The organism is Allosphingosinicella sp., assembly GCF_046295735.1.
GTDB lineage: Bacteria > Pseudomonadota > Alphaproteobacteria > Sphingomonadales > Sphingomonadaceae > Allosphingosinicella.
The window spans coordinates 103,363-124,209 of the sequence record NZ_JBKBMQ010000001.1 but is presented as its reverse complement, the minus strand read 5'-3'; the positions used below and the strand labels follow the sequence as shown (position 1 = coordinate 124,209).

Annotated in this window: 18 protein-coding genes; 10 read left to right on the top strand and 8 right to left on the bottom strand. The window is 69.7% G+C overall.

Going from position 1 to position 20,847, the window contains the following annotated elements; genetic code table 11:
- Positions 1–23 precede the first annotated feature (23 nt).
- Both ACK4K7_RS00600 and ACK4K7_RS00595 read right to left on the bottom strand, forming a co-directional pair.
- Complete coding sequence (locus ACK4K7_RS00600) at positions 24–1,889, bottom strand: ABC-F family ATP-binding cassette domain-containing protein (protein WP_431863180.1); 1,866 nt, start codon at positions 1,887–1,889, stop codon at positions 24–26.
- 52 nt (positions 1,890–1,941) lie between these two features.
- On the bottom strand, positions 1,942–3,216 hold the full coding sequence (locus tag ACK4K7_RS00595; protein WP_431863179.1) for a serpin family protein: 1,275 nt from the start codon (positions 3,214–3,216) through the stop codon (positions 1,942–1,944).
- A gap of 158 nt (positions 3,217–3,374) precedes the next feature.
- On the opposite strand from ACK4K7_RS00595, the gene uvrA reads away from it, so the two are divergent.
- From uvrA to ACK4K7_RS00580, 3 genes are read left to right on the top strand one after another with little or no spacing between them, the layout of a single operon-like run.
- Positions 3,375–6,389: an excinuclease ABC subunit UvrA gene (gene uvrA, locus ACK4K7_RS00590; protein ID WP_431863178.1), complete on the top strand. Its 3,015-nt coding sequence runs from the start codon at positions 3,375–3,377 to the stop codon at positions 6,387–6,389.
- Positions 6,386–6,934, top strand: a complete 549-nt coding sequence (locus tag ACK4K7_RS00585; RefSeq protein ID WP_431863177.1) for a hypothetical protein — start codon at positions 6,386–6,388, stop codon at positions 6,932–6,934. The genes uvrA and ACK4K7_RS00585 overlap by 4 nt, the downstream gene beginning before the upstream one ends.
- A gap of 19 nt (positions 6,935–6,953) precedes the next feature.
- Positions 6,954–7,103, top strand: coding sequence for a hypothetical protein (locus ACK4K7_RS00580; RefSeq protein ID WP_431863176.1), 150 nt, complete (start codon positions 6,954–6,956; stop codon positions 7,101–7,103).
- Positions 7,104–7,463: 360 nt separating this feature from the next.
- Here ACK4K7_RS00580 and ACK4K7_RS00575 read toward each other — a convergent pair whose 3' ends face one another.
- Together ACK4K7_RS00575 and ACK4K7_RS00570 are read right to left on the bottom strand one after the other, a co-directional pair.
- A complete protein-coding gene (locus ACK4K7_RS00575) occupies positions 7,464–7,763 on the bottom strand; it encodes a type II toxin-antitoxin system RelE/ParE family toxin (protein WP_431863175.1) in 300 nt (99 codons plus the stop codon).
- Entirely contained in the window at positions 7,760–8,029 is a 270-nt protein-coding gene (locus ACK4K7_RS00570; protein ID WP_431863174.1) for a type II toxin-antitoxin system ParD family antitoxin, read from the bottom strand. The genes ACK4K7_RS00575 and ACK4K7_RS00570 overlap by 4 nt, the downstream gene beginning before the upstream one ends.
- A 633-nt stretch (positions 8,030–8,662) precedes the next feature.
- On the opposite strand from ACK4K7_RS00570, the gene ACK4K7_RS00565 reads away from it, so the two are divergent.
- Genes ACK4K7_RS00565 through ACK4K7_RS00550 form a run of 4 tightly spaced genes read left to right on the top strand, consistent with a single transcriptional unit; the run spans position 8,663 to position 11,067 of the window.
- On the top strand, positions 8,663–8,869 hold the full coding sequence (locus tag ACK4K7_RS00565; protein ID WP_431863173.1) for a zinc-finger domain-containing protein: 207 nt from the start codon (positions 8,663–8,665) through the stop codon (positions 8,867–8,869).
- A gap of 19 nt (positions 8,870–8,888) precedes the next feature.
- The gene (gene tldD, locus ACK4K7_RS00560; RefSeq protein WP_431863172.1) at positions 8,889–10,319 is read left to right on the top strand and encodes a metalloprotease TldD; all 1,431 of its coding nucleotides are present in this window, start codon (positions 8,889–8,891) and stop codon (positions 10,317–10,319) included.
- Positions 10,316–10,852: a DUF924 family protein gene (locus tag ACK4K7_RS00555; protein WP_431863171.1), complete on the top strand. Its 537-nt coding sequence runs from the start codon at positions 10,316–10,318 to the stop codon at positions 10,850–10,852. Before tldD ends, ACK4K7_RS00555 begins: the two co-directional genes overlap by 4 nt.
- Positions 10,852–11,067, top strand: coding sequence for a DUF2007 domain-containing protein (locus tag ACK4K7_RS00550; RefSeq protein WP_431863615.1), 216 nt, complete (start codon positions 10,852–10,854; stop codon positions 11,065–11,067). The genes ACK4K7_RS00555 and ACK4K7_RS00550 overlap by 1 nt, the downstream gene beginning before the upstream one ends.
- Positions 11,068–11,099: 32 nt before the next feature.
- Here the strand turns inward: ACK4K7_RS00550 and guaA are convergent, their stop codons facing one another.
- Positions 11,100–12,659 carry a glutamine-hydrolyzing GMP synthase gene (gene guaA / locus ACK4K7_RS00545; protein ID WP_431863170.1) on the bottom strand — a complete coding sequence of 520 codons (1,560 nt, stop codon included), beginning with the start codon at positions 12,657–12,659 and terminating at the stop codon, positions 11,100–11,102.
- Positions 12,660–12,796: 137 nt separating this feature from the next.
- Here guaA and ACK4K7_RS00540 point away from each other — a divergent pair, with 137 nt between their 5' ends.
- Complete coding sequence (locus ACK4K7_RS00540; protein ID WP_431863168.1) at positions 12,797–14,056, top strand: cytochrome P450; 1,260 nt, start codon at positions 12,797–12,799, stop codon at positions 14,054–14,056.
- A gap of 85 nt (positions 14,057–14,141) precedes the next feature.
- Here ACK4K7_RS00540 and ACK4K7_RS00535 read toward each other — a convergent pair whose 3' ends face one another.
- The 3 genes from ACK4K7_RS00535 to xth form a co-directional block, all read right to left on the bottom strand.
- The gene (locus ACK4K7_RS00535) at positions 14,142–14,735 is read right to left on the bottom strand and encodes a hypothetical protein (RefSeq protein ID WP_431863167.1); all 594 of its coding nucleotides are present in this window, start codon (positions 14,733–14,735) and stop codon (positions 14,142–14,144) included.
- Positions 14,736–14,817: 82 nt separating this feature from the next.
- Complete coding sequence (locus ACK4K7_RS00530) at positions 14,818–16,170, bottom strand: amidohydrolase family protein (protein WP_431863166.1); 1,353 nt, start codon at positions 16,168–16,170, stop codon at positions 14,818–14,820.
- A gap of 112 nt (positions 16,171–16,282) precedes the next feature.
- Entirely contained in the window at positions 16,283–17,056 is a 774-nt protein-coding gene (gene xth / locus ACK4K7_RS00525; protein ID WP_431863165.1) for an exodeoxyribonuclease III, read from the bottom strand.
- 59 nt (positions 17,057–17,115) lie between these two features.
- Between xth and ACK4K7_RS00520 the strand changes: the two genes are divergently transcribed.
- A complete protein-coding gene (locus ACK4K7_RS00520) occupies positions 17,116–18,975 on the top strand; it encodes a DUF885 domain-containing protein (RefSeq protein WP_431863164.1) in 1,860 nt (619 codons plus the stop codon).
- A 35-nt stretch (positions 18,976–19,010) separates the two neighbouring features.
- On the top strand, positions 19,011–20,846 hold the full coding sequence (locus ACK4K7_RS00515; RefSeq protein WP_431863163.1) for a DUF885 domain-containing protein: 1,836 nt from the start codon (positions 19,011–19,013) through the stop codon (positions 20,844–20,846).
- Position 20,847: the final 1 nt, after the last annotated feature.

The following is a 20,847-nucleotide window of genomic DNA, read 5'->3' as shown; positions in this document are numbered from 1 at the left end:
TCGCAGGGAGGAGCGGGCGCCCGTCAGGCCGCCGCTTCCAGCGCCTCGCTGGCCTCCAGCCAGGCGGTCTCGGCGGCTTCGATCCTCCGTTCGACGGCGGCGCGGCGCTTCATCAGGTCGGTCATGGTGAGGCCGGCGAGCGCGGCGTCGGCGGCGGCGGGGTCGAACATGGCGAGGTCGATGGCGCTGCGCTCCCGGGTGAGGCGGGCGAGCTCGGCCTCGGACTCATTGGCGCGCTTGCGCAGGGCCGCGCCTTTTTCGCGCGCTTCGGCGGCCATCCGCCGCGCGTCCTTCTTGTTGACCTTTTCGGCCCGCCCGGCGGGCTTGGCGTCGCCGGCGAGCACGAAGCCGATATAATCCTCGATGCTGCCGTCATAATCGCGCGCGGTGCCGTCATGGACCAGCACCAGCCGGTCGGCGGTCATTTCCAGCATGTGGCGGTCGTGGCTGACGATCAGCACCGCGCCCTTATAGGCGTTGAGCGCCTGGATCAGCGCCTCGCGCGCGTCGACGTCGAGATGGTTGGTCGGCTCGTCGAGAATCAGCATGTGCGGCGCGTCGCGGGTGATCAGCGCCAGCGCCAGCCGCGCCCGCTCCCCGCCCGACAGCTTGCCGACCTTGGTCGTCGCCTTCTCGCCCGAAAAGCCGAAGCGGCCGAGCTGGCCGCGCACCGCCGTCGGCTTCGCGTCCGGCATCAGCCGGGTCATATGGTCGAGCGGCGTGTCGTCCGATCGCAGCTCCTCCACCTGATATTGGGTGAAATAGCCGACCCGCATCCGCGCGGAGGCGTTCATCTCCCCCTCCATCGGCTTGAGCTGCGCGGCGAGCAGCCGCGCCAGCGTCGTCTTGCCGTTGCCGTTGCGGCCGAGCAGCGCGATCCGGTCGTCCGGATCGAGCCGCAGGTTGAGCCGCGTCAGCACCGGATCGGCGCCATAGCCGACGCTCGCCATGTCGAGCGTGATCAGCGGCGGACGCAATTCGTCGGGATCGGGAAAGTCGAACGACAGCGACGGATCGTCGAGCACGGCCGCGATCGGCTGCATCCGCGCCAGCGCCTTGGCGCGCGACTGCGCCTGCTTGGCGGTCGAGGCGCGGGCGCTGTTGCGGGCGATATAGTCCTGCAGCTTGGCGCGCTCGGCGAGCTGCTTCTCGCGCGCCGCCGCCTGCTGCGCCTGGCGCTCGGCGCGCTGGCGCTCGAACGCGTCGTAGCCGCCCGGATAGAGGGTCAGCTTGCCGCGATCGAGGTGGAGGATATGGTCGACGACATTGTTGAGGAAGTCGCGTTCGTGGCTCACGATGACGATGGTCGCCGGATAGGATTTCAGGAAATCCTCCAGCCACAGCACCGCCTCGAGATCGAGATGGTTGGACGGCTCGTCGAGCAGCAGCACATCGGGCTGCGAGAAGAGCAGGGAGGCGAGCGCGACCCGCATCCGCCAGCCGCCGGAAAAGCTTTCCAGCTCGCGGTGCTGCGCCGCCTCGTCGAAGCCGAGGCCGACCAGGATCCGCGCCGCCCGCGCCGGCGCCGAATGGGCGTCGATCGCGTTCAAGCGCTCGTGGATGTCGCCGAGCCGGTGCGGGTCCTGGCTGCGCTCAGCTTCCTCCAGCAAGGCGGCGCGCTCGGTGTCTGCGGCGAGCACGGTCTCGAACGGCGACGCGCTGCCGCCGGGCGCTTCCTGCGCGATATAGCCGAGCCGGGCGGCGCGCGGCATTTCGGCGCTGCCGCTGTCGGGCTCGATCTGGCCCGCGATCACCCGCACCAGGGTCGACTTGCCGGCGCCGTTGCGGCCGATCAGGCCGATCCGCCCGCGCGGCGGCAGGGCGGCGCTGGCGCCGTCAAGGATGGTGCGCCCGCCGAGGCGGACCGTGATGTCCTTCAGATTGAGCATGGCGGCGCCTTAGCACCGCCGGGCCTCTTCCCCAAGCGCGGTCAGCGCCGGCTCATTCCAGCGGCGCCGGCGCCGCGATCCGGCCCATGAACAGGAGGGCGCCGCTGCGATTGTCGCGGATCAGGAAGAAGAAGGGCCGGTCGGCGTGGAAGCGCGCCTGGGGCGGCGGCGGGGCGCTCACCGTGCGGATGACGAGGCCGGTCGCGGCCGCCGCCTCGGTGCCCTGTTCGTCCACCTGCAGGAAGGTCTGGTGGATCGCCTTGTCGATGGCGAGGTCCTCGTCGCCGCCGATCCCGGAGAAATCCGCGTCGCCGCTGAAGGCGACCGCCATGCCGAGCGCGCGCAGCGCCGACTCCAGCCGGTAGCGCGTCGCCAGCCGGATCTTCGGGAGCGCGAGGTCCACCACCACCGGCTCGGCGGCGCGCAGCTCCGCCTGCCAGGCCTCCAGCCGGTCCGCGCTCAGCTGCCGCTCGAACGCGCCGATCCCGCCGCCGCCCTTGGGCAGCATCACGATCATCGACAGCTCCTCGCCGCGATAGGGCAGCTCGATCGCCTGGAGCTCGGGCCGGTCGATATGGCGGAAGGCGCGCTCCTTCGTGCGCAGGAACGGCACCTGCGCGGGCGGGCCCGCGGCGGCATGGAAGGCGCGCCGCTCGGTGGCGCCGGGCTCGAACGGGTGGTACCAGTCGGCCTTCATCCACACCGCGTTGGTCAGCACCAGCCGGGTCTGCGCGTCGAGATCGTCGGGGCCGATCAGGTTGCGGATGCGGCCGTTGGTGTTGCGCTCGGCCCAGGCGTTGATGCGCGCCGCCGCCTCGGCCCGCCGCAGCTCGAAATCCGCCTGCTCGGGCGCGGCGCCGTACTGGGCACGCAGCAGCTCGGCATATTCGGCGCGGAGCGGCTGGTCGCGATGCACCCACAAGGCGTTGGCGACCGTGAGCTGCCGCCCTTCCGCCGCGATCGGCAGCGCCCGCAGCACGCTGCCCAGCGCCGGCTGCAGCCGCTCGTTGGGCAGCGGATAGTGCAGCACCCGGGCGATCTCCGCCTCGGTCGCGCCGCGCGCGCCGGCCTGCGCCATGCCGAAGGCGGTGACGATGCCGACCGGCGAGAAGAACAGATTGCCCTCCTCCGCCGCCAGATGGCGATAAAGATCGACCCCGAACCGCGCCGTCCCCCGCACCACCGCCGCCGGCTCCTCGCCCGCCGCCACCGCGGGCCACGCCGGCGCGCCCTGCGCTGCCCCCGCGCGCCCCTGCTCCTCGGGCGCCGCCCCGGGCACCGCGCAGCCGGCGAGCAAAGCGAGCAGGGGTAAGGCAAATCTCCTCATCCCCCCACAACGCGCGAAGCGGCGGGAGGATCAATATGGCGGCCGATCCCGGGGGGTCCGCCTTGCCATTCACCACCCGCGCCCCCATCTGCGCTGTTCGCGTTGACGCGGAGCGGGCGCGGCTTTAGATCAGGAACATAGGTGGAACGAGCGGGCCCATGCTGACCCATATTTCCGTGCGCGGGGCGCGCGAGCACAACCTCAAGAACGTCGATATCGACATCCCGCGCGAGACGCTGACGGTGATCACCGGCCTGTCGGGCTCCGGCAAGTCCAGCCTCGCCTTCGACACCATCTATGCCGAGGGGCAGCGCCGCTACGTCGAATCGCTGTCGGCTTATGCGCGCCAGTTCCTGGAGATGATGCAGAAGCCCGACGTCGACCATATCGAGGGCCTGTCGCCGGCCATCTCGATCGAGCAGAAGACGACGTCGCGCAACCCGCGCTCCACCGTCGCCACCGTCACCGAAATCTACGATTATATGCGCCTGCTCTGGGCGCGCGTCGGCGTGCCCTACAGCCCCGCCACCGGCCTTCCCATTTCCGCCCAGACGGTGAGCCAGATGGTCGACCGGGTGATGGCGCTGCCCGAGGGCACCCGGCTCTATCTGCTCGCGCCGGTGGTGCGCGGCCGCAAGGGCGAGTATCGCAAGGAGCTCGCCCAGTGGCAGAAGGACGGCTTCACCCGCGTCCGCGTCGACGGCACCCTCTACGACATCGACGAGGCCCCCGCGCTCGACAAGAAGTACAAGCACGACATCGAGGTGCTGGTCGACCGGCTGGTGGTGCGCGAAGGCATCGAGACGCGGCTGGCGGATTCCCTGGAAACGGCGCTGAAGCTGGCGGAAGGCCTCGTCTATCTCGACCCCGCCGATCCTCCCCGGGACGGGGAGGGGGACCAGCCGCAGGCTGGTGGAGGGGGTTCCGAGACCCGCGCCGTCCTCCAGTCCAACGCCCCCCCGGGCCGGATCATCTTCTCCGAGAAATTCGCCTGCCCGGTCTCCGGCTTCACCATTTCCGAGATCGAGCCGCGGCTGTTCAGCTTCAACGCGCCGCAGGGCGCCTGCCCGGCCTGCGACGGGCTGGGCGAGAAATTGCTGTTCGATCCGGACCTCATCGTCCCCAACGAGCATCTGTCGATCAAGAAGGGCGCGGTCGTGCCTTGGGCGCGCTCCAATCCGCCCAGCCCTTATTACATGCAGGTGCTCGCCAGCCTCGCCGAGGAGTTCGACTTCGCGCTCGACACGCCGTGGAAGGATCTGCCGCAGGAGGTGCAGGACGTGATCCTCACCGGCACCAACGGCCGCCCGGTCACGCTCACCTTCGTCGACGGGCGCAAATCCTATCAGGTGAAGAAGCCGTTCGAAGGCGTGATCGGCAATCTCAACCGCCGCATGCTGCAGACCGAAAGCGCCTGGATGCGCGAGGAGCTGTCCAAATATCAGTCCGCCGCCCCGTGCGAGACCTGCAAGGGCGCGCGCCTGCGCCCCGAGGCGCTCAGCGTCAAGGTGGCGGGCGAGGACATCAGCCAGGCGACGCGCCGCGCCGTCGGCCATGCGCTAGCCTTCTTCGCGACGCTGGAGGACCGGCTCGAGCCGCAGCAGCGCGAGATCGCCCGCGCGATCCTGAAGGAGATCAACGAGCGTCTGGGCTTCCTCCACAATGTCGGGCTCGATTATCTGAGCCTCGACCGCACGTCGGGCACCTTGTCCGGCGGGGAATCGCAGCGCATCCGCCTCGCCAGCCAGATCGGCTCCGGCCTGTCGGGCGTGCTCTACGTGCTCGACGAACCGTCGATCGGCCTTCACCAGCGCGACAACGACCGGCTGCTCGTCACCCTCAAGCGCCTGCGCGATCTCGGCAACACCGTGCTCGTCGTCGAACATGACGAGGATGCGATCCGCACCGCCGATTACGTCATCGACATGGGCCCGGGCGCCGGCGTCCATGGCGGCGAGGTGGTGGCGCGCGGCAGCCTCGACGAAGTGCTCGCCAACGAGGCCTCGCTCACCGCCGACTATCTGACCGGCCGGCGCGCCGTCGCCCTTCCCGCCGCCCGCCGCAAGGGCACGGGCAAGAAACTGACGGTGCACGGCGCCCGCGCCAACAATCTGAAGGATGTGACCGCCGGCATCCCGCTCGGCACCTTCACCTGCATCACCGGCGTGTCGGGATCGGGCAAGTCGAGCTTCACCATCGACACGCTCTACGCCGCCGCCGCGCGGCATCTGAACGGCGCCCGCCTGCAGGCCGGCAAGCACGACAAGGTGAGCGGCCTCCAATATCTCGACAAGGTGATCGACATCGATCAGTCGCCGATCGGCCGCACCCCGCGCTCCAACCCCGCCACCTATACCGGCGCCTTCACCCAGATCCGCGACTGGTTCGCGGGCCTGCCGGAGGCGCAGGCGCGCGGCTACAAGCCGGGCCGGTTCAGCTTCAACGTGAAGGGCGGCCGCTGCGAGGCGTGCAAGGGCGACGGCCTGCTCAAGATCGAGATGCACTTCCTCCCCGACGTCTACGTCACCTGCGACGTCTGCCACGGCGCCCGCTACAACCGCGAGACGCTGGAGGTGAAGTTCAAGGGCAAGAGCATCGCCGACATCCTCGACATGACCGTCGAGGACGCCGCCGAATTCTTCAAGGCCGTCCCCCCGATCCGCGACAAGATGCGCATGCTGGAGGAAGTGGGCCTGGGCTACATCAAGGTCGGCCAGCAGGCGACGACGCTCAGCGGCGGCGAGGCCCAGCGGGTGAAGCTGGCGAAGGAACTGAGCCGGAGGGCGACGGGGCAGACGCTGTACATTCTCGACGAGCCGACCACGGGGCTGCATTTTGAGGATGTGAGGAAGCTGCTCGAGGTGCTCCACGCGCTGGTGGACCAGGGCAATACCGTCGTGGTGATCGAACACAACCTGGAGGTGATCAAGACGGCGGACTGGGTCCTCGACCTCGGACCGGAGGGCGGGGACAAAGGCGGCGAGGTGGTCGCCGAAGGGACGCCGGAGCAAGTGGCGCAGGAGCCCCGCTCCTACACCGGCCACTATCTCGCCCCCCTCCTCGCCAACCCCGCCCCTGCCGCGCGGAGCCGAGGCACCCCCCCGATTGCAGCCGGAGGCCGGAATAAACCCGCCGCCGCCCGCAAGCGCAAACTCCGCGAAGCCGCCGAGTGAGCGTCTACCGCCCGCAATTCGAACAGGCCCTGCGCCTATTCGGCCGGGCGAGTGAAGCGATGAAGGCGCGCGGTTTGTCCGCTCCCGTGCTGGTCGGCGGTGCTGCTGTCGAAATCTATACGAGCAGCGCGTTGAACACCGGCGATTTCGACATCGTCACGCCGTGGCAGCAGGAGTTCGAGGAAGAGCTGCGGCGGCTCGGCTTCATTCGACCCTCGGGGCGGGGACGTGCGACGCGGGGCTGGATCCATCCCGATCTTCAACTCGGCTTCGAGGTGGTGGCGCGTTCGCTGCTGGGCGGACTGGCGGAGCGCGAACGCGTGCGGCTGATCGATCTCGGCGAAGACGGTGTGGCCGCGGTCATATCGGTGGAAGACATGATCGCCGATCGCATGGGGCAATATGCCTCCGGCGCCGCGCCGGAGATGCTGGAGCAAGCGAGGCGCCTGTTCGCCCTTCATGCCGACGTGGATCGCGACTATATGGAAAAGCGCATCCGGCATGAAAGCGCAGGCGAATATGGCGTCGCGGACCTCGAAGGATAAGCCAGCCCCCGTCCCGCTCGTGGATTTCGCCGCGGACATCGCCGCCCGCCGCGCCGCCTACGAAGCGAAGAACGGGCCGCTACGCATTCCCCGCAACAAGGGCAACCGCCGCACCGAGAGCAAGAAGGCCCTCCTCAAGGCGATCGAGGATGCGGGCGGGAAGTGGTAAGGGGGCGGTGGAGCGAGGACCCGAAAAGCAGGAGAGAACCACGTTGGGTTTCAGTCTCCCTCAGTTCCACAAGTTTCTGAGTTGAACGCCCAGTCAGCCGGACGGCGAGTCTTGGATCGAGGGCTATTGATCGGCCCGCGTCCACCGTGCAGCAAGGAAGAAGGCTTCTATGAGGCAGTCGTGGAAGATTCGGGCAGGCAGTTTGGATAAAGCATCGTACCTCGGAAATTTGCCGGAATACAGATTCTCCACGAGTGATGCCGAGCAGGTCAGCAAACTGCTGGATCATTCTTCCTCCTCATCAACTTTTGCTCGCGACATATAGGGCGAGGCACGCGTTCAGAGTCGGCAGTATCTCTCTTATTTCTCCTTCCCGAACTCACCCTCCACATCCCGCGCTCCGTGCAAGATGCGCTCGATCCGCACCATGTCCACTCCCGGCGTGTAGTAGATGACGTGGCGCCCGTGCGGCTTCGAGCGGAGGCCGGGGGCCAGGTCGGGGCGCTCGCGTCCGCTATCGGGATAGTCGAGCAGGCCGGCGCAGCTTGCCTCCAGCTCGTCGACAAAGCTCAGCGCGCGTTCCGGATTGTCGGCGGCGATATAGGTTGCGATGTCGATCAGGTCCGCTTCCGCCTCCGGCGCGAACTCCAGCCGCTTCAACGCGCCTTCCGCCCGCCCGCGGCCTCGCCGATCCGCGCCCGCGCCTTCGCGAACACCTCCCCGGCCGGTATGCCCGGCCCGCTCTCCCGGCCCCGGGCGATCTCCGTCTTCAGCGCCTCCAGCCGCGCCTCGCGCTCGGCCTCGCGCTCCTCGATCAACCGCAGCCCCTCGCGCACCACCTCGCTCGCCGAAGCATAGCGGCCGCTCCGCACCTGGCGCCGGATCAGCTCCTCGAAATGGGGGCCGAGCGAATAGCTGGCGGGCATGGGGCCTCCTTCATCCTTGTATCACTTTATGATACCGCCGGCCCTCGATCAAGGTCCACCGGGTGCCGCAGGCCCGCCGATGATATGACCGAGCCACTCTTGGATGCGCTCGTCGCCAGAAAACATGCACCAAGGCGCTCGGCTCACCGCCGTTGCAGACGGACTCCAGCGCCGTCGTTTCACGCGGAGGCGCGGAAAAGCAAGGTGGCGCGCAGAGACGCAGAGGCGCAGAAGGGCCGTGCCGCGCCGCGCTCAGCGCTTCCCGGATCACCCGCCGTCCCCACCGCCCTTGCAGACTTGCCCTCCGGGCCGCACCCGCTCCGAACCCTCCGCGCCTCTGCGTCTCTGCGCGAAAACCCCCCTTCGCGCCTTCCCGCCTTCGCGTGAACCCACCCAAAGCCTCAAGAAAAAGCTGTCCTACAGCGAACCTTTCTGGTTCAATCCTGGGAATGCGCCACCGCACCCATCACCCCGCCCGACCTCTGATCGCCCCGATCGATCAATCCGCTCGCATTGATCGACGGGATTTTTCCCGCACGCCGAACCTTCCGAACCTTAGCCTCCTCCGCCCCGGTCCGACCCGAGTCGCCGAACCCGATTGTCCCCCCGGTTCGCTGTTGCTAAGGCGCGGGCATGGCCATCGACGATCCCTTCGTGCCCGAAGTCGCTTACACCTCGCTGCCGCGCGTCGCCTGCGACGGGGCGTCCGCGACCCATCCCGCGCTCGGCCATCCGCGCGTCTATCTGCAGATCGACGAGAAGGGCTTCGTGGATTGCGGCTATTGCGACAAGCGCTTCATCCTGAAGGGCGGCCCGGCGGACACTGGCGCCGAAGTCTGACGCGCCTATATGGGAGGGCATGACCATGCTCTCCGATCCGCGCCGCTTCCTCTATCGCGATGGCGGGCTCGATCCCGACGCCGCCCGCCGCCTCACCGCCGAGGCGCTCGCCGCCTGCGACGACGGCGAGCTCTATCTCCAATATACCGCCTCGGAGAGCTTCGGCTTCGACGACGGCCGGCTGAAGACGGCGGACTTCAACACCCAGGCCGGCTTCGGCCTGCGCGGCGTGTCGGGCGAGACCACCGCCTTCGCCCATGCCAACGAGCTGAGCGAAGCCGCCATCCGCCGCGCGGCGGAAACGATGCAGGTGCTCGATTCGGCCAAGGGCGCCCCCGCCGCCCCGCCGCGCCGCACCAACGCCAGCCTCTATACCGACGCCGATCCGCTCGGCCTCGTCCCGTTCGCCCGCAAGGTGGAGCTGTGCCAGAAGATCGACGCCGCCGCCCGCGCCCGCGATCCGCGCGTCGTCCAGGTGTCGGTCGGCCTCGCCGGCTCCTGGTCGGTGGTCGACATCCTGCGCGCCGACGGCTTTGCCGCGCACGACGTGCGCCCGCTGGTGCGGCTCAACATCCAGATCGTGGTCGAACGCGACGGGCGGCGGGAAACCGGATTCCACGGCCTCGGCGGCCGCTATCTCTACGATGGCCTGTTCGACGAGGCCGCCTGGCAGCGCGGCATCGACATCGCGCTCGCCCAGGCGCTGGTGAACCTCGAATCGATCGATGCCCCGGCCGGCGAGATGACGGTGGTGCTCGGCCCCGGCTGGCCCGGCGTCCTCCTCCACGAAGCGATCGGCCACGGGCTGGAGGGCGATTTCAACCGCAAGGGCACGTCGGCCTTCTCCGGCCGGATCGGCGAGCGGGTGGCGGCGCCCGGCGTCACCGTGGTCGACGACGGCGCGGTCGGCGACCGCCGCGGCTCGCTCACCATCGACGACGAAGGCACGCCCACCGGCCGCACCGTGCTGATCGAGGACGGCATCCTCAAGGGCTATATGCAGGACCGGCTGAACGCGCGGCTGATGGGCGTGGAGCCGACCGGCAACGGCCGCCGCGAAAGCTTCGCTCATGCGCCGATGCCCCGGATGACCAACACCTTCATGCTGGGCGGCGGCGACGATCCGGGCGAGATCCTGTCGCGCGCGAAGAAGGGCATCTACGCCAAGAGCTTCGGCGGCGGCCAGGTCGACATCGTGTCGGGCAAGTTCGTCTTCTCCTGCACCGAGGCCTATCTGATCGAAAACGGCCGGCTCGGCGCGCCGATCAAGGGCGCGACCCTGATCGGCGACGGCCCGTCGGTGCTGACCAAAGTGCGGGCGATCGGCGACGACATGGCGCTCGACGAAGGGATCGGCGTCTGCGGCAAGGGCGGCCAGTCGGTCCCCGCCGGCGTCGGCCAGCCCACCCTCCTCATCGACGGCCTCACCGTCGGCGGCACCGCGGCATGAGCGGCTGGACCCGCGACGTCCTCGATTTCTGGTTCGGCCTCCGGCCCGATCAATGGTGGTCGCCCGATGCGGCGCTGGACGCGGAGATCAGGGAGCGCTTCGAGGAGCTGTGGCAGGAGCAGCGCGACCGCCATCCGTCCGAATTCCTCGGCTCGCCGGAGAAGGCGGCGGCGGCGGTCATCCTGTTCGATCAGTTCCCGCGCAACATGTATCGCGGCCATGCCGATCAATTCTCGACCGATCCGCTGGCGCTCGCCATCGCCAAGGCGGCGATCGACAAGGGCTTCGACGAGCGGCTGCCCAAGCCGGAGCGCAGCTTCCTCTACATGCCCTTCCAGCACAGCGAGGATCTCGACGATCAGAAGCAGTCGCTGATCCTGTTCCACCGGCTCGGCGACGACGAGATGCTCGCCTTCGCCCGCAAGCATCACGACGTCATCGCCCGCTTCGGCCGCTACCCGCACCGCAACCGCATGCTCGGCCGCCGCTCGACCGCCGAGGAAGAAGCGTTCGGGCTGGACGTGCCCTGGTGATGGCGCTGGTCGAGCTCCAGGTCTTCCAGAGCGGGATCGAGGCGGAGATCGTCCGCAGCCGCCTCGCCGCCGACGGCATCGCCGCGGTGCTGTTCGACGCGGGCCTCTCCAGCCTCGGCATCGGCGCGATGACCCCGGTTCGCCTGATGGTCGACGAAACCGACGAACCCGCCGCCCGCCGCGCCCTCGCCACTCCCCCCGAAGGGGAGGGGTGACCACGCCTGACGAAAGGCCCGCTTCTAACGCCTCACTCCCACTCGATCGTGCCGGGGGGCTTGGACGTATAGTCGTAGACCACCCGGTTGATGCCGCGCACCTCGTTGATGATGCGGGTGGCGACGCGCGACAGGAAGGCGCTGTCGAACGGGTAGATGTCGGCGGTCATGCCGTCGGTGGAGGTGACGGCGCGCAGCGCGCAGACATGGTCGTAGGTGCGCCCGTCGCCCATCACGCCCACCGTCTTGACCGGCAGCAGCACCGCGAAGGCCTGCCAGATCGCATCGTAGAGGCCGGCGTTGCGGATCTCCTCCAGGTAGATGGCGTCGGCCTTGCGCAGGATGTCGCAGCGCTCCTTGCTGACCTCGCCGGGGATGCGGATGGCGAGCCCGGGGCCGGGGAAGGGGTGGCGGCCGACGAAGGCGTCGGGCAGGCCGAGCTCGCGGCCGAGCTCGCGCACCTCGTCCTTGAACAGCTCGCGCAGCGGCTCGACCAGCCGCATGTTCATCCGCTCGGGCAGGCCGCCGACATTGTGGTGGCTCTTGATCGTCACCGACGGTCCGCCGGTGAAGGAGACGCTTTCGATCACGTCGGGATAGAGCGTGCCCTGCGCCAGGAATTCGGCGCCGCCGATCTTGCGCGCCTCCTCCTCGAACACGTCGATGAAGGTCTTGCCGATGAACTTGCGCTTGGCCTCCGGGTCGGTGACGCCGGCGAGGCCGGACAGGAACAGCTCCTCCGCCTCCACATGGACGAGCGGGATGTTGTAGGCGTTGCGGAACAGCGACACGACCTGCTCCGCCTCGCCGGCGCGCATCAGGCCGTGGTCGACGAACACGCAGGTGAGCTGGTGGCCGATCGCCTCGTGGATCAGCACCGCCGCCACCGCCGAATCGACGCCGCCGGACAGGCCGCAGATCACCTTGCCGTCGCCCACCTGGGCGCGGATGTCCGCGATCTTGGCGGCGCGGAACTCGGCCATCGTCCAGTCGCCGGCGAGGCCGCAGACGTGGCGCACGAAATTGGCGATCAGCCGCGCGCCGTCCGGCGTGTGCACCACTTCGGGGTGGAACTGCACGCCGTAGAAGCGCCGCGCGTCGTGGACGGTGGCGGCGAACGGCGCGCCTTCGGACCGGGCGACGATGCGGAAGCCCTCGGGCAGCGCCTCGACCTTGTCGCCATGGCTCATCCACACCTGGTGGCGCTCGCCCGGCGCCCACAGCCCGTCGAACAGCGGGCATTCGTCCACCACCTCGATGAAGGCGCGCCCGAATTCGGCATGGTCGCCGTTCACCACCCGCCCGCCGAGCTGCGCCGCCATCAGCTGCTGGCCGTAACAGATGCCGAGCATCGGCACGCCCGCCTCGAACAGCGCGTCGGCGGCGCGCGGGCTGTCGGCGGTGGTGACGGACGCCGGGCCGCCGGACAGGATCACGCCTTTGGGCTGCATCCGCTCCAGCCCCTCGAGCGCGCGGTTGAACGGCACGATCTCGGAATAGACCCCGGCCTCCCGCACCCGCCGCGCGATGAGCTGGGTGACCTGGCTGCCGAAGTCGACGATCAGGATGGAATCTGTGGGCTGGACGGTCATGGCGGGCGGATAGAGAGCCCCCGCCGCCCTGTAAAGCCGGGCGGCGGGCCGGGCGCGCCCGCGCCGTCCGCTTTTCCGTTCCCAGCGCCGTCGGCTTCCGCTATCTTCATCCATGTCAGCAGGACGGGAGGCTTTGCATGGCGACGATGGTGACGATGACGCCCCGGCTCGACGTGGCGAGCCCGATCCCGCCGGTCGACGTCAGTCCCGCCGCTCTTTGGAAGGAAGACCACTTCGCGCCGCTCTTCGCCCGGCTGCGCGCCGAGGATCCGGTCCATTACGTGCCGGAAAGCGATTTCGGCCCCTATTGGTCGATCACCCGCCATGCCGACATCATGCATGTCGAGGCGCTGCCCGACATCTTCTCCTCCTCCTGGCAATATGGCGGCATCACCATCCTGGGCGAAGGCGAGCCTCTGTTCGGCGACGACCTGCTGCCGATGTTCATCGCGATGGACCGGCCCGAACATACCGGCCAGCGCCGCACCGTCGCCCCCGCCTTCACGCCCTCGGAGATCGAGCGGATCGGCCCCTCCGTCCGCGCCCGCACCGAAGAGGTGATCGACGCCCTGCCGGTCGGCGAGACGTTCGACTGGGTCGACCGGGTGTCGATCGAGCTCACCACCCAGATGCTCGCCATCCTGTTCGACTTCCCGTGGGAGGAGCGGCGCAAGCTCACCTTGTGGTCCGACTGGGCGGGCGATCTCGAGGCGGCGCGCGATCCGGAGCTGGGGCCGAAGCGGATGGCGGTGCTGTGGGAATGCGCCGCCTTCTTCACCCGCCTCTGGCAGGAGCGCCAGGGCGCCGAGCCGCGGCCCGATCTCATCAGCCGCATGATCCATTCCGAAGCGACGCGGAACATGACGCCGCAGGAATATCTGGGCAACCTCATCCTCCTGATCGTCGGCGGCAACGACACGACCCGCAATTCGATGAGCGCGCTTCCGGTCGTGAACCGGCTCTGGCCGGACGAATGGGGCAAGGTCGCCGCCGACCCCGCGCTCGTCCCGAACGCCGCGCAGGAGCTGATCCGCTGGCAGACGCCGCTCGCCCATATGCGCCGCACCGCCACCGCCGAGCATGAGCTCGCCGGCAAGACGATCAAGGCGGGCGACAAGGTCGTCATCTGGTACATGTCGGGCAATCGCGACGAGGCGGTGTTCGACGATGCCGACCGCTTCGTCGCCGATCGCGCCAACGCCCGGCGGCACCTGGCCTTCGGCTTCGGCATCCACCGCTGCGTCGGCGCGCGCCTGGCCGAGCTTCAGATCGGCACCCTGCTCGAGGTGCTGGTCGCCCGCGGCCTCCGCCCCGTCCAGGTCGGCGAGCCGGAGCGGGTCAATTCCTGCTTCGTCCACGGCTACCGCCGCCTCCCGGTTCGCCTGGAACGCGCCTAGACACTCCCCTCCCTGCACGCAGGGAGGAGCCGGGGGTGGGTAGGTCTCCGGAAAAGGCCTTGCCGTCGGCGAGGGACCCCAGTCCCTACTGAGCGTTCCCCGCGTCCGCCGGCGCGGCCGGGGCGGCTTCGCGCGCGGCGCCCGCCGCCTGCTGGGCGTCGGCGGCGCAGCCGCGGATGAACTCGCCGACCAGCGGGCTCGGCGGCACGATGATCGGCGCGCCGTCGCCCATGCGGATCGTGATCGGCTCCTGGTTGGTCGCCAGCCCCTGTAGCATCGGCTCGTTCGACGGCACCGCCGCGACCAGCATCGGCACCGTGCCGGTGCCCGCGGTGACGGCGAGCTGGCGGGTCTCGCCGCCCAGCGTCACCGTCATCATCTCCGACCCGCCGACCTGGACGGCGCCGTGGCGCTGCAGCAGCACGCCGCCTTGCGGACGGCACACGATGCTGATCAGCGGCTCGGTCCCGGTCGGGCCGAATTCGACCACCTGCTGCTCCTCCTGCAGCGACTGCCGCCATTCGCCGAGCGCCAGCTCCTGCTCCTCGGCCTCCGGCGCGCGCACCGGCTCGACCGTGTTGTAGCCGCCTTCCTCGGGCGGGGTGAGGTTGGCGTCCTCGCTGCGCGCGCAGGCGGCGGCGAGGAGGAGAAGGCTGGCGGACATCAGCAGGTGGCGCATTCGAACACTCCGAAGGGCCGGCGGACAAGCCGGCGTCTGCGCCCCATTTAGCCCGCCGCGCGCGGCGCGCAAATGCCTGCGGTCAATCGGGCAGTTCAGCGGCCGTGATCGGCCGGAAGCCGGCGCGCGGATAGACGCGCCCGCGCTTCACCGTCGTCACCACGCTGCGCACCGCGCCGATGTCCCGGGAGGGGTCGCGGGCGAGCACGACGAAATTGGCGAGCTTGCCCGGCGCGATGCTCCCCATCTCCTCCTCCAGCCCGATCGTCCGCGCGCCGACCGACGTGGCCGAGCGCAGCGCCTCCAGCGGCGTCAGCCCGGCGCGGGCGACGAGCAGTTCCAGCTCCTCGTGCAAGGCGGGCCAGGGATCGGTCCGCGCCGTCGCCCCGTCGGTGCCGGCCGCGATGTCAACGCCTTCGCGATGCGCCTGCGCGGTCAACGTGGCGGCGAGCTCCAGGCTGCAATGGTAAGGCGGGCCTCCGCGCGCCGCCTGCCGCCGCTCGGCCTCGCCATAGACGCGCAGGGTCGCGTCGAGGACGATCCCCTGCCGCTTCATCTCCCGGAACAAGGCGGCCATCGCCGGATGGTCGCCGCCCGCCAGCGCCGCCGCCTCGACCGGGAAGCGCTCCTGATAGGTGCTCGGCGCAGGATCGGAGATCTGGTAGGCAAGGTAGCAGGTGTGGGAGACGACGTGCGGCCCGGCGGCGATGACGTCGGCGGGCAGGGTGGGAAACACCATTCCGTGCGCCCACACGCCCAGGCCCTGGCGCCGCCCCTCCGCGGTCAACGCGCGGACGAGATGCGGCTCCAGATTGGCGTAGATTTTGAGGCCCGTCGCGCCGGTGCCGCGCGCGCGGGCGACGGCGAGCGGGATGTCGGTCCGGTCATCGATCGCCTGCATCCAGGGCGCCTCGCCCGGCCGATATTCGCCGGACGCGGCGCGGGTGCGCGGATCGTCGAAGAAGCTGCGGCCCGCGACCAGAGCGGCGAAGCTGACGTCCGGCCCGGGCAGCGTTCCCGCCCGCGCCTCGCGCGCCAGCTCCGCCACCGGCCGCAGATCGTCCGCCATCACCCGCACCGCCGTGATGCCGCCGTAGAGGTCGCGACGCATCAGCGCGCGCGATCGCGGCAGGTTGGGCGGCGTGGCGAGATGCTGGTGCGCGTCGATCAGCCCGGGGATGACGAAGCGGCCGCCAAGATCGTGGACCTGTGCCCCGGCGAGGCTTTCCGGCGGCAGTTCGGCGTCCGGCACCACCGCGACGATCCGCTCGCCTGCGGTGACCAGGCTCATCCCCGCCCGCGGCGCGGCACCGGTCCCGTCGATCAACGTCGCCCCGCGATAGACGGCGCGCGCCGGCGCCTCCGGCACGCCCGGGACGGTCGCGCAACCGGCCAGCAGCAAGGCGGCCGCCGCGGCGGCGAACAGACGGATCATGGCAGGCCCTCCCAACGCCCCGCCTCATCCCCGCCCCCCGCCCGTGGGTCAAGCCCCGCGCGGCCTCCCCTCCCTGCGTGCAGGGAGGAGAGGGAAGGGCGCGCCAATCTCCCTACCCCTCCAGCGTCACCCAGGTCGGGGCGTGGTCGCTCGCGCCTTCGCGGCCCCTGGTCTCCCGGTCGACGCCCGCGGTCTTCAGCCGCCGGGCGGCGCGCGGGCTGAGGAGGAGGTGGTCGATGCGGATGCCGGCGTCGCGTGCCCAGGCGTTCCGCCAATAGTCCCAGAAGGTGTAGACCCGCTCGTCCGGGAACAGATGCCGGAGCGCGTCGGTCCAGCCCTGCGCCACCAGCCGGGCATAGGCCTCCCGCGCCTCCGGCTGGAACAGGGCGTCGTCGGCCCAGCGCTCGGGCTTGTAGACGTCGCGGTCGGTCGGGATGACGTTATAGTCGCCCGCCAGCACCACCGGACAATCGGCGGCGAGCAGATCGGCGGCATGGGCGTGGAGCCGCTCCAGCCAGCGCATTTTGTAGTCGAACTTCGGCCCGGGCACCGGATTGCCGTTCGGCGCGTAGAGGCAGCCGATCAGCACGCCGTTCACCGCCGCCTCGATATAGCGCGCCTGCGCGTCGTCGGGCGCGCCTGGCAGACTCCGCCGCGTTTCGACCGGCTCGGCGCCGCGGGCGAGGATGGCGACGCCGTTCCATCGGCTCTGCCCCTGCCACGCCGCGCCATAGCCGGCCTGCTCGATCGCCTTCAGCGGAAACTTGTCCTGCGGCGCCTTCAGCTCCTGCAGGCAGGCGACGTCGGGCCGGCTCTCCTCCAGCCATTCGATCAGCCGCGCCAGCCGGCCGTTCACCCCGTTCACGTTGAAGGTCGCTATCTTCACGAACCGGCAAACCGCCGATAGGAAGGCCTCGTTCCCGTTCCGAAAAGGATGCCCCGCCCGTGAAGCAGCCGATCCTCCTCCTCCTCGCCTCCGTGTCCCTGGCCGCCTGCGCCGCGAACGAGGCGCCGCGCGCTGCGAGCGCCGCTCCGGCAGCCGCGGCGCCCGCGGCCCCTGCCGCCGCGTCGGCCGAGGCCAATGCGGAGGACCGCCGCCTAACCGCTTTCCTGGACCAGGTGTTCCAGGAGCAGGTGGCGATGAGCCCGCAGACGCTGACCGCGCTCGGCATGAAGCGCGACTACGGACGGCTCAACGACTATACCGACGCGGCGAACGAGCGGCAGCGCGCCCATGCCGAAGCGGCGCTGGCGCGGCTGCGCGCCGAATTCGATCCGTCCCGCCTCGGCCCGTCCGGTCAGCTCAGCTACCGCCTGTTCGAGGATCAGGTGCAGCGCGGTCTCGCCGGCCATCAGTGGCGCTGGCACAGCCTGCCCTTCACCACGATGGGCAGCCCGATGGGCAACATCCCCACTTTCCTCATCAACCAGCACCGCGTCGACACGGTCGAGGACGCCGAAGCCTATGTGTCCCGCCTGCGCGAGGTGGAGCGGGTGATGAACGAGATCAGCGCCAATGCCCGCCGCCAGGCCGAGATGGGCATCGTGCCGCCGCGCTTCGCCTTCGCGCCGGTGCGCGACGACGGGCGCCGCATCCTCACCGGCGCGCCGTTCGACGGCGGGGCGGAGAATACGGTGATGGCCGATTTCCGCGCCAAGGTGGAGCGGCTCGATGCCCCGGCCGAGACGAAGCAGCGGCTGATCGCCGACGCGACCGCCGCGCTCACCGGCCCCTTCCGCCGCGGCTATGAGACGATGCTGGCGACGCTCGACGCGATCGAGCCGCGCGCGCCGGTGCAGCACGGCGCCTGGAACATGCCCAACGGCGCCGAATTCTACGCCCACCAGCTGCGCCAGATGACCACCACCGATCTGCCGCCGGAGGAGATCCACCAGATCGGCCTGCGCGAAGTCGCCCGCATCCACGGCGAGATGGAAAAGATCATGCGCCGCGTCGGCTTCACCGGCACGCTGGAGCAGTTTTTCGAGCATCTGAAGACCGATCCGCGCTTCCAATATCCCAACACCGCCGAAGGGCGGGAGCAGTATCTGGCGGATTCGCGCCGCTTCATCGACCAGGCGATGGCGGCCGCGCCGCGCATGTTCCGGCGCCTGCCGCGCGCGCCGCTGGAGGTCCGCGCCGTCGAGGAATGGCGCGAGCAGACCGCCGGCGTCGCCTTCTACAACCAGCCGTCGATGGACGGCTCCCGCCCGGGCATCTATTATGTGAACCTGTCCGACATGCGGCAGGTGCTGAAGCCGCAGGTGGAGGCGATCGCCTATCATGAAGGCGCGCCCGGCCACCATTTCCAGATCGCGCTGGCCCAGGAACTGGACGGCGTGCCGATGTTCCGCCGCTTCGGCGGCTACACCGCCTATGTGGAGGGCTGGGGCCTTTACGCCGAGCGGCTCGGCCAGGAGCTCGGCTTCTACGAGGATCCCTACAGCGAGTTCGGGATGCAGTCGCTGGAGCTGTGGCGGGCGGTGCGGCTGGTGGTCGACACCGGCCTCCATCACAAGCGCTGGACCCGCGAGCAGGCGATCGAATATTTCCAGCGCAACTCGCTACTGTCCGAACGCGACATCGTGAAGGAAGTGGAGCGCTATATCGGCTGGCCCGGCCAGGCGACCGCCTACAAGATCGGCCAGCTCAAGATCTTCGAACTGCGCGACCGCGCGCGGCGGGAGCTGGGCGACCGCTTCGACATCCGCGACTTCCACGCCGCCATCCTCGAAAACGGCGCCATGCCGCTCGACGAGATGGAGCGCCAGGTCGGCCTCTACATCGCGGCCCACCGCCGCTGAGGCGCCGCCTCTTCCGCCTTTCGAAGGACCCGCCGTTGAAACAGCTCCCCCTCATCGCCCTTCTCCTCGCCACCGCCGCCTGCGCGACGCCGCAGCCGGCGGCCGTCGCGCCCGCCGCCGCGCCGCCCGCCGCCGCGGCCGACACGGCAGCGGAGGACCGGCGGCTCACCGCCTTCCTGGATCAGGCGTTCGACGCCCAGATGGCGTCGAACCCGCAGGCGCTGACCGCGCTCGGGCTCAAGGTCCATTACGACCGGCTCAACGACTATACGGAGGCGCAGGCCGAGCGGCAGCTGCGGCTCGCCGAAAGCCAGCTCGCCGACATGCGCGCCCAATTCGATCCGGCGCGCCTCGGCCCGGCGGCGCGGCTCAGCTACCGGCTGTTCGAGGACCAGGTGGAACGCTCGCGCGAGGGCTGGCGCTGGCGGCGTCACTTCTTCCCGATCTCGACCAATTCGAGCCCTGCGGGCGCGATTCCCGCCTTCCTGATCAACCAGCACCGGATCGACAGCGTCGAGGACGCCGAGGCCTATGTCTCCCGCCTGCGCGAGGTGGAGCGGGTGATGGGCGAGATTTCGGCCAACGTCCGCGGCCAGGCGGAGATGGGCATCGTGCCGCCGCGCTTCATCTTCGCGCCGGTCCGCGCCGACGCGCGCGCGGTTCTGCAGGGCGCGCCCTTCACTCAAGGGGCCGATTCCACCCTGCTCGCCGATTTCCGGACCAAGGTCGGCCGCCTGCAGGTCGGCGACGACGTCAAGGCGCGGCTGGTCGCGGACGCGACGGCGGCGCTGGACGGGCCGTTCCGCCGCGGCTTCGACACGATGTTCGCCGCGCTCGACGCGATCGAGCCGCGCGCGACCGGCAATGATGGCGCCTGGAGCCTGCCGGACGGCGGCGACTTCTATGCGGAGCGGCTGCGGGTCAACACCACGACCGACCTTTCGGCCGAGCAGATCCACGAGATCGGCCTGCGCGAAGTGGCGCGCATCCATGGCGAGATGGAGCGGATCAGGAACCAGGTCGGCTTCCAGGGCACGCGCCAGCAATTCTTCCGCCACGTGATCGAAAGCCCGGACTTCAAATATCCGAACACCGCCGAAGGGCGGGAGCAGTATCTCGCCGACGCCCGCGCCTTCGTCGACCAGGCGATGGCCGCCGCCCCGCAGTGGTTCCGCCGCCTGCCGCGGGCGCCGCTGGAGGTCCGCGCGGTCGAGGCCTGGCGGCAGGACACCGCGCCGGTCGCCTTCTACAACCGCCCGTCGGCGGACGGTTCGCGGCCCGGCATCTATTACGTCAACCTCGCCGACATGAACCAGGTGCTCAAGCCTCAGACCGAAGCGATCTCCTATCACGAGGGCGCCCCCGGCCACCATTTCCAGAGCGCGCTGGCGCAGGAGCTTCCGGACGTTCCGAAGTTCCGCCGCTTCGGCGGCTACACCGCCTATGGCGAAGGCTGGGGCCTCTATGCCGAGGCGCTCGGCAAGGAGATGGGCTTCTACCAGGATCCGATGAGCGAGTTCGGCATGTATTCGACCGCTCTGTGGCGGGCGATCCGGCTGGTCACCGACACCGGCCTTCACGCCAAGCGCTGGAGCCGCGAGCAGGCGATCCAGTATTTCCGCGACAACGGCCTCCTCTCCGAGCGGGACGCCACCAAGGAGGTGGAGCGCTACATCCTTAATCCCGGCCAGGCGACCGCCTATATGATCGGGCAGCTGAAGATCCAGGAGCTGCGCGACCGCGCCCGCTCCGCGCTCGGCCCCCGCTTCGACATCCGCGACTTCCACGCCGTCGTGCTGGAGAACGGAGCCGTTCCGCTCGACGTGCTCGAGGAGCTGGTCGACGCCTATATCGCCGCCAACAGGAGCTGAA